Source organism: Methanoculleus sp. UBA374 (genome assembly GCA_002508705.1).
Classification (GTDB): Archaea; Halobacteriota; Methanomicrobia; order Methanomicrobiales; family Methanoculleaceae; genus Methanoculleus; species Methanoculleus palmolei.
Genome location: DAYL01000033.1, coordinates 111,187 through 124,135, shown reverse-complemented (window position 1 = coordinate 124,135; position 12,949 = coordinate 111,187). Strand labels below are relative to the sequence as shown.

Annotated in this window: 15 protein-coding genes; 6 read left to right on the top strand and 9 right to left on the bottom strand. The window is 57.9% G+C overall.

The genetic code is table 11. The features are described from left to right. Positions 1-194: 194 nt before the first annotated feature. The 4 genes from BRA42_RS12225 to BRA42_RS12210 all read right to left on the bottom strand — a co-directional run bounded on the left by BRA42_RS12225 (position 195) and on the right by BRA42_RS12210 (position 2,894). Entirely contained in the window at positions 195-1,022 is an 828-nt protein-coding gene (locus BRA42_RS12225) for a radical SAM protein (protein ID WP_342771151.1), read from the bottom strand. An 8-nt stretch (positions 1,023-1,030) separates the two neighbouring features. Beyond that, positions 1,031-1,222, bottom strand: a complete 192-nt coding sequence (locus tag BRA42_RS12220) for a hypothetical protein (protein WP_342771150.1) — start codon at positions 1,220-1,222, stop codon at positions 1,031-1,033. A gap of 61 nt (positions 1,223-1,283) precedes the next feature. After that, positions 1,284-2,084, bottom strand: a complete 801-nt coding sequence (locus BRA42_RS12215; protein WP_342770299.1) for a hypothetical protein — start codon at positions 2,082-2,084, stop codon at positions 1,284-1,286. Between the two features lie 45 nt (positions 2,085-2,129). After that, a complete protein-coding gene (locus BRA42_RS12210) occupies positions 2,130-2,894 on the bottom strand; it encodes a hypothetical protein (RefSeq protein ID WP_342686009.1) in 765 nt (254 codons plus the stop codon). 304 nt (positions 2,895-3,198) lie between these two features. Between BRA42_RS12210 and BRA42_RS12205 the strand changes: the two genes are divergently transcribed. Together BRA42_RS12205 and BRA42_RS12200 are read left to right on the top strand one after the other, a co-directional pair. Then, positions 3,199-3,762 (top strand): FmdE family protein, encoded by a 564-nt coding sequence (locus BRA42_RS12205; protein ID WP_342771149.1) that lies wholly within the window; start codon positions 3,199-3,201, stop codon positions 3,760-3,762. Between the two features lie 110 nt (positions 3,763-3,872). Then, positions 3,873-4,748, top strand: coding sequence for a Rossmann-like domain-containing protein (locus tag BRA42_RS12200; RefSeq protein ID WP_342770296.1), 876 nt, complete (start codon positions 3,873-3,875; stop codon positions 4,746-4,748). A 91-nt stretch (positions 4,749-4,839) separates the two neighbouring features. On the opposite strand, the gene BRA42_RS12195 is transcribed toward BRA42_RS12200, so the two are convergent. From BRA42_RS12195 to BRA42_RS12175, 5 genes are all read right to left on the bottom strand, one after another. Continuing rightward, positions 4,840-5,490 (bottom strand): class I SAM-dependent methyltransferase, encoded by a 651-nt coding sequence (locus BRA42_RS12195; protein WP_292406248.1) that lies wholly within the window; start codon positions 5,488-5,490, stop codon positions 4,840-4,842. Positions 5,491-5,626: 136 nt separating this feature from the next. Then, positions 5,627-6,160, bottom strand: a complete 534-nt coding sequence (locus BRA42_RS12190) for a type IV pilin N-terminal domain-containing protein (RefSeq protein ID WP_292406245.1) — start codon at positions 6,158-6,160, stop codon at positions 5,627-5,629. Between the two features lie 3 nt (positions 6,161-6,163). Continuing rightward, positions 6,164-7,054, bottom strand: coding sequence for a type IV pilin N-terminal domain-containing protein (locus BRA42_RS12185; RefSeq protein ID WP_292406242.1), 891 nt, complete (start codon positions 7,052-7,054; stop codon positions 6,164-6,166). 48 nt (positions 7,055-7,102) lie between these two features. Next, complete coding sequence (locus tag BRA42_RS12180; protein ID WP_292406239.1) at positions 7,103-7,648, bottom strand: type IV pilin N-terminal domain-containing protein; 546 nt, start codon at positions 7,646-7,648, stop codon at positions 7,103-7,105. Position 7,649: 1 nt separating this feature from the next. Further along, positions 7,650-8,324: a type IV pilin N-terminal domain-containing protein gene (locus BRA42_RS12175; protein WP_292406236.1), complete on the bottom strand. Its 675-nt coding sequence runs from the start codon at positions 8,322-8,324 to the stop codon at positions 7,650-7,652. Positions 8,325-8,964: 640 nt separating this feature from the next. Between BRA42_RS12175 and BRA42_RS12170 the strand changes: the two genes are divergently transcribed. From BRA42_RS12170 to gatB, 4 genes are read left to right on the top strand one after another with little or no spacing between them, the layout of a single operon-like run. Further along, positions 8,965-9,972 (top strand): asparagine synthase C-terminal domain-containing protein, encoded by a 1,008-nt coding sequence (locus BRA42_RS12170; RefSeq protein WP_342686008.1) that lies wholly within the window; start codon positions 8,965-8,967, stop codon positions 9,970-9,972. Beyond that, positions 9,962-10,231 (top strand): Asp-tRNA(Asn)/Glu-tRNA(Gln) amidotransferase subunit GatC, encoded by a 270-nt coding sequence (gene gatC, locus BRA42_RS12165; protein ID WP_292406230.1) that lies wholly within the window; start codon positions 9,962-9,964, stop codon positions 10,229-10,231. Before BRA42_RS12170 ends, gatC begins: the two co-directional genes overlap by 11 nt. After that, positions 10,232-11,533, top strand: a complete 1,302-nt coding sequence (gatA, locus tag BRA42_RS12160; RefSeq protein WP_292406227.1) for an Asp-tRNA(Asn)/Glu-tRNA(Gln) amidotransferase subunit GatA — start codon at positions 10,232-10,234, stop codon at positions 11,531-11,533. Beyond that, on the top strand, positions 11,530-12,945 hold the full coding sequence (gene gatB, locus BRA42_RS12155; RefSeq protein WP_292406224.1) for an Asp-tRNA(Asn)/Glu-tRNA(Gln) amidotransferase subunit GatB: 1,416 nt from the start codon (positions 11,530-11,532) through the stop codon (positions 12,943-12,945). Before gatA ends, gatB begins: the two co-directional genes overlap by 4 nt. The last annotated feature ends 4 nt before the right edge of the window (positions 12,946-12,949 follow it).

Here is a 12,949-nt window from a genome sequence, read left to right as displayed (position 1 = left end):
TCATGGCTTCAAAAAGATAAGGAAGAACCTGCAGAAAGAACAGCCCTGAAAATGCAGGCTCAGTGAAGCGTGGCAGAGTGCGGGCAGGGGCCGGTTCCCCGCACCTCATTCTCCGGTAAAGCCCGGCATCTCCCCGCCGCCGGGGAGTGAACAGTTTTAATCCGGATGTACGTCACCGCATGCAGGAACAAACGTTACACCCGGCACGTGCGGCATACCGGGTCAAGGTTCATTTTCTTCAGAAATGCCCTCCTGTTCTTCAGGATCGTTGCCAGGTTATCCACCAGCAGGTTCCCGAGCGAAAGATCGGCACGGTAGCAACAAGGAGCAACATCCCCGTTCCATCTGACAAAAAGGGTTAGCCTGAAGAGGGGGCAGGGCCGGGAGTGAACCACCGGCAAGGTCACCCTGCACCCGGTTTTTTTTGCGGCAGTTTTAATATAGGCAAAAAGGTCTTTTTCCGATTTCGTCTGGCCGTCATTCCACGGAAAGGAGCGTTCGAAGTTCACGGCATCAACTCCGGTCGCGCGGGCAAGACCAAGCCCCTCCTCGATACAACCCGCATTACCCTCTATAAGGGCAATGTTCAGGTACGTCTTCGGGGATTTCTGGTTTCTGGCGGATCGCTCCCGAATAAATCTGCTGACATTTTTCTCGATAATCGGCCTAAACATATGTGAATCGGGAAAACTAAAAGCGATCGCATCAAGTCCGGCGTTCAGGAGTTCGTCTGTTCTTCCGGGCAACAACGTCGCATTCGTAGTAAAATTCACAGACATTTTCTTTCCGGAAGCGTAGGAGATCATCTCAGGAAGATCTGCATGCAGGAGCGGCTCCCCCCACCCATGGAGTGTTAGGAACCGACTCTTCGAGGCATCGATGATCTTTCGGAACACCTCAAAAGAGATGAATTCCTCCGATCGATTCAGGGAACTGCGCAAACAGAACGGACAATTAAGGTTGCAGGCCGTCGTGGGTTCCAGCTGCAGGATCGGAGGTACTGCATAGTCATAAACTGACATACTGTATCTTACGGTGCCTTCGTGGCATGGACGATATCCGGCTCCGTTCTTGGATCTTCCCAGATGCCCAGAAGAGCACCCATTGCCCTCCTTACACCATTGGAGTTTATCACCACGATTCCTGCAATCAGTCCGACACCCAGGATGTGGGCCGCCGCAAGGCCGATCGCCGCTTCAGGAAGAATTACGGGTATGCACACGCGAGTTCACCTCCTTTAGTTTCATAAATATGCATAACTTTTACAAAAAGATAAATATTCCTCATTGACCATGCACCGGGCTATCCTCTGTTTTGCTGTACACCTTCACGAGAAGATCGATTGCATATGCACCGGATGCAGATAGCACTCCGCCGACTGCGGCGACGCAGAACAGTACCGGAACGATGTCCAGAGTTACAGGGAATCTTCCTGCGAATGAACTGCCCCAGAACAGCCAGAAGTGAAGGAGGTAGTACATGTTGGCAATGGCGGATGCAGCCAGATACTTTGCCGGGTGGCGATAACAGATCACTGCGTAACAGAGAGCAATGAGCGAGATAACGACGTAACCGAGTGGAAACGAGGTGGCCGGCGCACCGTTCTCTCCCATCTTGGCCTGTCCGGCAAGGAAAAGGAGCAGGGTTGTCGCACCAAACACGGCCAGCAACGCGGGGGTCACATATTTCAGTGGAGTGTCCTTGAGGGGGAGCCTGATCAGTACCTCGATGATCACAGCGACGAGTACTATCACGTCGATTGCGTGGATGCTGATAGCCTGCGTTCCAATGAGGAGGTCGATGGCGACAATCAGCAGCGACATGACCACTGCAGTTCCCGGTTTTCTCACGAGGAGAAGGCCGAGCACTAGCCAGAAGCACAGGATGCTCCCGAAGACGAACACACCCGCTCCCGGGCCGGGCAATATCAGGAACTGGTGGACGAACCCGGAAATGCTACCACCGGGCAGGAGATATACCGGCGCATACGTACCGCTGAAAACGGCAAGTATAGAGAGCAGAGCGATGAGCCCCAACTCCCTGAAGGAGAAGTATCCGGTTGATTTCATCTCATTTCCGGTCATTGGAGCACATCCCAAAGCAGTTGCATCATGTGATCCCTCCTGTCTTCACTGGTTAAACTGTGCCAGCGGGCCTTCTCCCCGATAGGCCTGGAAAAGAACGTATACACAGTATGCCAGGAACGCCATCACTGCCCCGCAGACCAGGGCAAAGGCGAGCAGGGCGGGGATTGCAGCCGGTACCGGGACCCAGGTCGCAAAACCGCTCTTCCCGTTGAAAAGCCAGCAATAGACGATGTAAAATATTTCAGCCAATCCTGCACCGGCAACGTACTTCATCGGGAAGAACCAGCAGATGACTGCGAGGGCGAGGGCGAGAATCCCGGTCACGGCATACCCCAGGGGGAAAACCGTTGCAACCGCTCCGCTCTCGCCCATCTTGGCGTTCCCGGTCAGCATCAGGACGAGGGGAATGACCCCCATGATTCCAATAAACAGGGGGAAGATGTTCTGCCAGGGTTTTTTCTCGATGGGAAGAAGCCCGATACACGAGATGATAATCGCAACGACGATCAACAGGAGGTCTAAGCGCGGTGTGGTCCCTGTGACCAGTCCGGCTCCTAGCCGGAAGACCACGATCAGGACGGCCATGGAGATCGCGGTCCAGAATTTTCTGGTCACGAGCAGGCCAAAGACGAACCAGAGGCAAACAAAGGCGCTGCTGATGAAGATACCCGCTCCCGGGCCGGGTAATTTTAAGAATCCATGGACCAGCCCCGGAGCAGTCCCTCCCGGAAGGATATGGGGAAGCCCGTAACTGCTCGTCGCGAATGCGAGGAACGCAAGAAGGAGGATCACTCCCCAGTCGCGCAAAGAGAAGTAATCTGTTATTCTGCTTAATCCACTCTTTTGTACAGTTTCTTTGTACACCGACATTTCGTCTAATTCATTGTTTTGTACAATATCCTCGTTCATTCCAGTCACCCTAATGGATTCGGGGGTCCAGTTCTTCGCCTGGGAACAGTCGGGCGCGAAATGGACTGGATATTGGTTTCACTCCCGGACAAATAAGGATATTTATTTAACTTTATTGGAATATCAAAAACTATTTGTTTACTCGCCCGAGATATATACACCATGAAGTTGCTGGAACGGATGACAGGAGCCAGGAGAAACGATGGCTGACATCGATCTCCTTCTGGCACGGGCAAAAGAGTTCCACGGCGATATGTGCGCCGGGATCATACTTGGGACCCGGATGACGATGATCGGGATGCGGGAGCTCCACATGGACCCGATGATAAGAAACAGAGATCTTATCGTGTACGTAGAGATCGATCGCTGCATTGCGGATGCAATCCAGGCGATCACGGGGTGCTCACTCGGTCATCGTACTCTAAAATACCTGCCTTACGGCAAGTTTGCCGCCACGTTCATCAACCTCGCGACACAGGATGCCGTCAGGGTCTCGGTCCTGGAGAAGAAGCGGACAGAGAAATCCGGTCCCGAAGCAATGAAAGAAGCAGGAAAAATTCTGCGTGACGCACCGGAGGACGATCTCTTCAGGGTGCAGAAAGTCAGGGTCGTGATCCCGGACGGGGACCTTCCCGGCCTCCCGAAACACCGGGCTCGCTGCAGCAGATGCGGCGAAATGATCCTGGACGACAAGGAGATCGTGACGGAAGAGACGATCCTGTGCGGCAATTGCGCACGGGGATCGTATTATACAGAGGCGGACTGAAGGTGATCCGGGTATGGGATCACCCTTCCTTTTCCCACCAGATTTTCGCCTGGTACGATGTTCCACGAAGCAGGTAACTCCCGGTAACCGGGACTTCAGAGATCAGGACAATGATACACGATACTTCCGCAACAATTCTTGAAAAGGCGTACGTAAAACTCCTCGCCGAATACCGGAGGCTCGACCTGCCGGAACCGACGGTGAGGAACTTCGGCCTCAACCCGGGCTGGAATGCTGTGATCGGGACCGGCGGGTGCTCTGGGGTTGCCATGAGTTTTGTGGACAACAACCCACTCTATGGCACCGAAGAAACCATGCAGGACCTGAATTTTTTGAGATCGTTTGTCGGGAGACCCCTCTTCGAGGTTGCATCCGCGGGCCTTGACGATCCCCGTATCGGCAGCCGTTCCGTTGCTCTTGCTGCGCTCAATGCAATCTCCCAGCCGTTTGTCACCGATGACATGCTCGTCTCTAAGGGATTTTCTGTGGGACTCGATATCAAGGACATGGTAAAAAACGACGATACGATGGTCATCGTCGGGTACGGCGGGCTGGTGAAGAGTTATGCGGGAAGGTGCCGCGAACTGCACGTCACCGACCAGAGGCCGCCGGAGACATTCCGGACAACGATTGTCGGCGACATGATCACGTACGGGCCGGCCGGTATCATGGTCCACCCGGCCGGGGAAAACAAAGAAGTCCTTAACGATGCTGATATTGCCATCATCACCGGTTCTACGCTCGTCAACGGCACCTTTGAAGAAGTCGTCGGGTACGCGAAACATGCCAGAATCCGTGCGCTTTACGGCTCGAGTGCGCAGTTGATCCCGGACGTACTCTTTGAGAACGGGATCAATGTTGCGATGTCCGTTGCCATCAGCGACCCGGCACGGTTCGAATATGATGTGATGAACGCGCCGGATATGGAGACGGCTCTCCGGAAGCACCAGAGGAAGTACAACGTCGGGTGCCTTGAAGAACAGTAGACCGGTATCGGACGTCTCGTTTGAGAATCAGTTTTTACAGCGTAAGCCCGGGGAAAAACTTCGCGCGGAATATCCCCCGGAGCGACCGGGATCATTTACCGAACAGTATCCAGAAACCGGAATCATCGTTGATGATCCGGTAATCCCCGATCCCGGCGGCTTCAATCGAATCTTCGATCTCCCCGGGCCGGAACTTCCGGAACCGCGGCCTGGACGGGTTGTCCGGGTCGTCCACGATCCCGCGCTCCTTCCGGCCAGCAAGGACGCTCTCTCTGGCCTCCGGGCTGCCGTATCCCCCGCCGATATACGCCATGCCGCCGGGTTTCATGACCCGGTAGATCTCCCGGAACGCCCCGGGGAGATCCTCCCAGAAATGGTAAGAACCACGGCTCACCACGAGGTCGAACGTTTCCCCGTCTGCAGGGATCGCGCGAACATCGCCGAGCACGGGGATAACCCTGCCCTCAAGCCCCCGGTCACGGATATTCCGGGCAGCGAGCGACTGCATCCCGGGCGAGATGTCGAGGGCAGTGACCAGGAAATCCGATTGGAGGGCAAGGGCGATTGCGAGCGGGGCCGGCCCGGACCCAACGTCAAGGCAGGTGCCGCGTGAAATCCCGGTTCGTTCCAGGACCTGCCCGGCGATGACCGGGTAGATTACGGCGAACGTCGTTCTGGTGAACTCGTCATACTGCCGGGCATCCCCGGCGGTCTTCCAGAAGGGATCGGACGCTTCGTTCATCTTACAATAATGTTAAGGAATTGAGCGGTGTTGAACCTCATCCTTCTCTCGTTCTTCGCATCACGCTAACTCAAAAGATAATGGTTACCAGGAAAACCGTTCCTGAAATTAAAAATTGTTGAGGATGATCTCTCTCCTATGGGCCGATCATCACCTTGCTCTTTGAGATCAGCGTTCCGTCGGTTGTGACCACTTCGAGGAACAGGGACTTCCCGACGGCGTCGCTGCCGAGCTGTGTGCTAATTTCTGCGTTATAGGACATCGTCTCTCCCGGCCGGAATACGGGGACCGTGGATTGACCGGTCGTTGCATTAAGCCAGGGGTCCCCCTTTGAATTTCTGATCTCGGATTTGTTCAGGATGTGCAGCCCTACCCCAACCCTACCTTCCTGGGTGAAAAGGCTCTGGTACCCTCCGAAGTCGTCGTCGTTCTGTTGTAACTTGAGGATGATCCTTTGCGTCGACAGTTCGTCCCCCCCGGCATGGTACAGCTGGAGAATATCCGAAGACACGCCGTATGTTCCCTGGATGGTTGCCTGGGGAGGTTTGGTCTCCGTGCCCGTCAGGCCCCCCGCGAACGCGCTGACGACCGCCGCGATGATGATCGTCACGACTAACATCAGCATCACGCCGATCACCGGAGAAACTGCCGATTCATTCATGGGTTTCATCGGTTAGCCCTCCACAGCGATATCTTTCTGCCAGATGGCCTGCCCGCTCGGAACGTGGATCACCTTCACGTTAACGGTATCCCCGACCCGCAGCATGTTCCAGTCGGACCCGAGGACCGCCTCCATCTGGTCGACACTGGTCTCATTGAAGGTGGCTTTAGTCTGACCCTTGTCTGAATAACCATAGGCATAGTAATATCTACCGCCGCCGGTGTTCCCTTCATCCGAAGGGGTTATCCCGTAACCCACGTCAAAACTCAATTGTCCTGTGCCCTGGCCCCCTTTGTCTCCACCGAAAGGCCGGGCAAACATGATCGTCCCCGCCTGGAGGTGGTAATTGCCAAACCAGGAGTAATTCGTTAAATTTCCAACTTCAAGTTCAGCCATGGAAGCCTTCAAGCCAGGTCCAGGCCCACGTACATACTCGGGTCCACCTGGCTTCCTCTCATAAGGCCAGAAATTTGCACTTTCCGTTCCGTTCAATCCGACCCCCGGGCCGTACCCCTGGGGACAGACGGATCTCCATTCTTCGTAATTGGACCAGGGATTCATGTTGAACGTCACGTTGAAATTCGTCTCACCGGGAACCATCGTCGCCCCCCCGTTGATCGTGGTTCCGTTGATGAGTGTCTTTGACCAGGACGTCACGATCTTCAGGTCCTGCGTATCAATGGGTTTGTCCACGCCCGTTACCTCCGCCTTGAAGTAACTCGACTGCCAGTATCCGGAATTCACGACCTTTACGTTCATAGCGAGTTTCGGTACGTCCTGGTTGTTGTTCCCGATCAGCCCGCCCGCGAACGCGCTGATGGCCGCCGCGATAATGAGCGTCACGACCAGCATCAGCATCACGCCGATCACCGGGGAGACTGCAGTTTCCTTTTCCAATTTCATATTCTGTCCTCCTTCATCATCCGAATTTTGTGCATCCATGACTTCCCGTTATGGTGAGATGACCACGTCCGATACCGAAATCAGGTTCCCCCCGGTATCGCTCACCTCGAGGGAGAACGCATTTCCGATATTAGTGGTGTTGCTGAACCAGAGGTGCTCGGCATCCGCAAGTCCGGGCTGGAGCCGGCTGCCGGTCGCGTTCTCGGCGGAGATGTACAGGACATCTCCTGGCCTGAACGAGGTAACTTCCGACGTCCCGTCACCGTTGTCGAGGGACCGGCCCGTGCGGTCGGCGATCAGCGTCTTATCCAGGACCTGAGCAGTCTTCCGCTCGAGATTCGGCCCGAACATGGGGCCATTCCTGACCACGAAGACCATATCGTGCAGGGCAAGGCCGTCCCCCCCGTTATGAGCGATCTGGAACCCGTTGGAGATGCTGTATGTACCGGAAATCATCGCCTGGGGGACTTTTTTCTGTTCGCTTGCAATTCCGCCGGCGTACGCCGATACGATTGCGGCGATGATGATCGTCACGACCAGCATCAGCATCACGCCGACCACCGGAGAGACTGCAGTATCATTTCGTTTTAACATTTTAACCTCCCGAAACGGTCACTTCTTTCTGAAAGATCGCTTTCCCCGTGGGTGCGTAGATGACCCGGACCGTGACGATGTCTCCCGGGCGCAGCTGCTCCCAGCCGGTCCCGAGGACCTTCTCAAGGTCGCTTCCGGAAATGTGACTATATCCTGAATAAGTCGATGCAGGTTCGGCGATCAGCCCGGTGCCGGGCATGAGCGTGAAGTTGCCGAAGGACTGGTTAACAGTGTAAGTTGTCAGATTAACGTCCCCGGTCACTCCCGGGCCGAACCCGTAAGGCACAGCGTCTGTGGCTGTCACATTGCCCGCGGTTGTGTTGCCTCCGGCGAACGCCTTTCCATCCGGAGTAGATCCGAGTACGGTGCCCGAATCATAGGAGGAATTGGCATTCATCGTCGCCACCCACGATGTCGTCAACTTAAGCTGTTTCGTCGATGTCGGTTCGCTAACACTGAGAACCGTTGCGAAAAATCCGCTATCCGCGGCATTTCCCGAGTTTACGATCTTTACGTCCATGGCGAGAGTCGGGGTCTCCTTGTTGTTTCCCCCAAACAGTCCGCCGGCAAACGCAGAGACGACCGCTGCGATGATGATGGTGATCACCAACATCAGCATCACCCCGATGACGGGAGATACCGCGGAATCCCGGCTTGTCTGCAATTTTAATTTCATTTTAACTTCCACCTTCTCTCGTACTTTTTCCGGCACGACAGAAAACACCCCAGTAGGTTGGGATATCGGTACTTGGTAACAAAAACATATTAACTTTTATCGATTGTAAAATTATATAATTTAATATAATTGATACATGAGAGAAATTAACCCCATATCGTATGGCAAATGCGTGAGATCCGTTTTGGGCATCAGAGCCGCTCGAAGGGTAAAAAACAGTGGAATGACGATGATTGTGGTCCGCAAGAAGAAACTCGCGACGAACACGATTGAAACCGAGAAACCCCTTCTCAGCTGAGTGGTGTGGTGCGAGAGGAAGAACGCGCAGAGAGGCCCGAGGGGATTCTGACCTGCAGACACCTTCCGCGAAACGCGATCTAAGCCATATCGTCAATTACACATCCATCCCGAGAACAGCCGGGATCGGGCAGCGCACCCGGAGGTGACGCTGCGCCTGATCCGGGCCGCCGTTTCCGCCGGGTAACGCCGTATCCAGCCTAAATCCCCGAAATAGGGCACATTTCACAGAGAATATTGTGCATATATTTATAGTTGGCCGATGCAAACATTGACGGTGATCCGTTTTTTGAGGCGGCGCAGTACCCGGTCGCCTCATGGCAACCATGCCGGATTGCGAGATATGTCTATCATGAACCTGAAGGGCTGGATGGAACGTGACGGGGTGCGGCTCTCCCCAGCAGACGTGGAGCGGATGCTCGAAGAGGGGCCGCAGTCTCTTTCCCGGTGCGGCGGCGAGTTCCTCCTCGTCCGGGGCGACTGCATCGCCCGCGACGCCTTCGGCATCATGCCCGGCCCGGTCCCCCCCGGAACCATATACTGCGGCGGGCGCGAGGCCGCCCGGATATTCCCCGATCCCCCGCCATGCACGCTTGAGGAGGCAATTGTCACCGCGGTCGACCTCCGGAGCGACGAGGGCGTGGTGGCCTTCTCCGGCGGCGTGGACTCGGGCCTGATCGCCCACCTCGCCCGCCTCCCCTGTGTGACGGTGGGCATCGAGGGGTCGCACGACATCGCATGGGCGACAAAGGCCGCACGAGCGCTGGAACTTGACCTCGAGATCGTCACCCCGACCGAAGAAGAGATCGAGGAGAAACTCGCGCAGGTGGTCCGGGTCATCCCCGACCCGACGAACCCGGTAGACGCAGCGATTGCAACGACCCTCGCCTTCGCCGCCGCCTGGGCGGGAGAGCACGGACATACCCGCGTCCTCGCCGGACAGGGGGCCGACGAACTCTTCGGCGGCTACGCCCGCTACCTCTCCTCCCCCGACCTCGCTGCGGACCTCGAACGGGACTTTGCAGACCTCGGACGCCAGGGGGCGCGGGACCAGGCGGTGGCGGCGCTCCACGGGGTGTATTTCTCGATGCCCTACCTCGATACCCGGGTGGTGCGCGCCGCACGGGTGATCCCGGCGGACGAGAGGGTGCGCGGAGGGGTGAGAAAGCATCCCTTACGGGTGGTTGCAGAACGGCATATCCCTGCAGAAATCGCCCGGGCCGATAAGAAAGCGATGCAATACGGGAGCGGAATCTGGCGGACAATCCAACGGCTCACCCGTAGGAACGGTTATAAAAAGTCGGTACAAGGGTACTTAACGGAGATCAGTAGGGCGGAATATGATCACTGAGAGCGATATTGAGCATATAGCAGAACTTGCAGATATCGGCATATCGAAAGACGAAGTGCCGGAGTTCACCACCCAGTTCAACGCGATCCTCGACTACTTTGAGGTCCTCGACACCGTAGAGGGCGAAAGCGCCCCGGCCGCCGGGACCGCCAACGTCTTCCGGGAAGACGAGCCCCGGCCGGGCCTCTCGCAGGATGCGGCCCTTGTAAACGCAGGCTCGACCGAGAACGGGTTTATAAAAGCACCGAGGGTGATGTAAGTGGCGGGAACCCTGGACTTCTCGCCGGACGACCGGTACAACGCATTCATCACCACCTGCCGCGAGGCACCGTTTTCCGACGGTAGGCTCGCCGGCGTCGCCGTCGCGGTCAAGGACAACATCTCCACGGCGGGTATCGAGACCACCTGCGGGTCCCGGATCCTCGAAGGCTACGTCCCGCCGTACGACGCCCACGTCGTGGGACTCCTCCGGAACGCCGGAGCCGCAATCGTCGGCAAGACCAACATGGACGAGTTCGGCATGGGGTCCACCACCGAGACGAGCGCGTTCGGCCCGACCAGAAACCCGGTCGACCAAACAAGGGTGCCCGGCGGGTCGTCCGGCGGGAGCGCCGCCGCGGTCGCTGCAGGACTCGTCCCGATGGCGCTCGGTACCGATACCGGCGGCTCGATCCGGTGCCCCGCGGCATTCTGCGGGGTCGTGGGCCTCAAACCCACCTACGGCCGGGTCTCCCGCCACGGCCTCATTGCCTATGCAAACTCCCTCGAACAGATCGGGCCGATGGCGCGGACGGTGGAGGACGCTTCAAGACTGATGTCGGTGATCGCGAACTACGACCCCCACGACTCGACGATGCTCGATAAACCCTACAACCACCGACCCATAGCCGAGATCGCGGGTCTCCGGGTCGGGGTGCCGGAGGAGTACTTCGGCGAAGGCGTGGACCCCCGCATCGCAAAGACCGTCCGGGACGCCGTCGGCGTCCTCGAAGACCTCGGGGCCGGCACGGTGCCGGTCAGCATCCCCGGCATGCGCCACGCGCTCGCGGCCTACTACGTCATCTGCACGAGCGAAGCCTCCTCGAACCTCGCCCGGTTCGACGGCGTTCGCTACGGTCCGGCGGTCGACACCAGAAAATCCTGGCACGAGGCCTACCAGGACCTCCGGCGGGAGTTGTTCGGGCCTGAGGTCCGGCGCCGGATCATGCTCGGCACCTTCGCCCTCTCGGCCGGCTACGCTGGCAGGTACTACGCGAAGGCGCAACTGGCCCGCCGCAACATCCAGCAGGACTTTGAACGGGCCTTCCGCAAAGTAGACATCGTCGCCGGCCCGACGATGCCGACGGTCGCCTTCCGCCTCGGCGAGAAGACCGACCCGCTCTCGATGTACCTCTCCGACATCCTCACCGTGCCAGCGAACCTCGCCGGAATCCCGGCTATATCGGTCCCGTGCGGCAGAGTGGACGGTCTCCCCGTGGGTCTCCAGTTGATGGGAAGGCCGTTTGAGGACGAGCGCGTCGTCGACGCTGCCTTTGCCTACGAGCAGGAGGTGAGGGCATGAAGACGATCATCGGACTCGAGATCCACGTCCAGCTCGCGACGGCAACGAAGCTCTTCTGCGGGTGCTCAACGGACTACCGGGACGACGAGCCCAATACCCACTGCTGCCCGATCTGTCTCGGGCTTCCCGGAGCGCTCCCGCGCGTGAACAGAAGAGCGGTCGAGTACGGACTCCGCGTCGCAAAAGCCCTCAATATGCAGGTGCCGGAGGAGTCGGAGTTCGCCCGGAAGAACTACTTCTACCCCGACCTCCCGAAGGCCTACCAGATCACCCAGTACGACAAACCGCTCGCGGTCGCGGGGACCGTCGAGATCGAGGACGACGAAGGGCACGAGAAGCTCGTCCGGATCACCCGGGTGCACCTCGAAGAAGACCCGGGGAGACTCGTCCACGTCACAGGCGGATCGAAATACTCGCTCGTCGACTACAACCGGTCCGGTATCCCGCTCCTTGAGATCGTCACCGAGCCGGACATGCGGTCTCCGCAGGAGGCCCGCCGGTTCCTCAATAAACTCCGCACGGTCCTCGAGTACCTCGGGGTCTTCGACGGCGACCGGGAAGGCTCCCTCCGCGTCGATGCAAACATCTCCCTTGAAGGGTCCGAACGGGTCGAAGTCAAGAACATCTCCTCCTACAAAGGGGTCGAGAAAGCCCTCACCTTCGAGGTGACCCGGCAGAAGAACCTGCTCCGGCGCGGGCAGAAAGTGACGCGAGAGACCCGGCACTTCATGGAGGGGCGCGGGATCACCACCTCCGCCCGCAGCAAGGAAGAGGAGCACGACTACCGCTACTTCCCGGAACCGGACCTCCGACCGCTCCGTGTCGCAGACTGGGTGGCGGCAATCGACCTCCCCGAGTTGCCCGTCGCCCGGAAAAACCGGTTCATGGCGGAGTACGGCATATCGCTCAACCACGCCCGGACCCTGACCGGAGACCCGAAACTCGCCGATTTCTACGAAGAAGTCGCCGAGATCGACCCGGTCCTCGCCGCCACCTGGGTGGCCGACACCCTCCTCGGGGAGCTCAATTACCGCGACATGGATATCGCCGCCGTCCCGCCCGGCCATATACGAGAACTCCTCGGCCTTCTCAAGACAGAGACCATCACTGATGCGGCCGGCGTCCAGGTGCTCAGAGAGATGCTGGATGCCTGCGCGCGAGGCAGCCCCTGCGAGAGCCCCGTCGCAATCATGAAGCGCGAAGGGCTCGGCAAGGCCACAGGGAGCGAATACGCTCCCATCGTGCAGGGGGTGATCGCTGCAAACCCGCAGGCGGTGGAGGACTACCGGGCCGGCAAGAAAGGGGCCCTGAACTACCTCGTGGGACAGGTGATGAAAGAGACCCGGGGCAGGGCGGACCCGCGGGAACTCGGACGGATCGTATCCGAATGTATCGATACAGACAGGGTGTAAATCT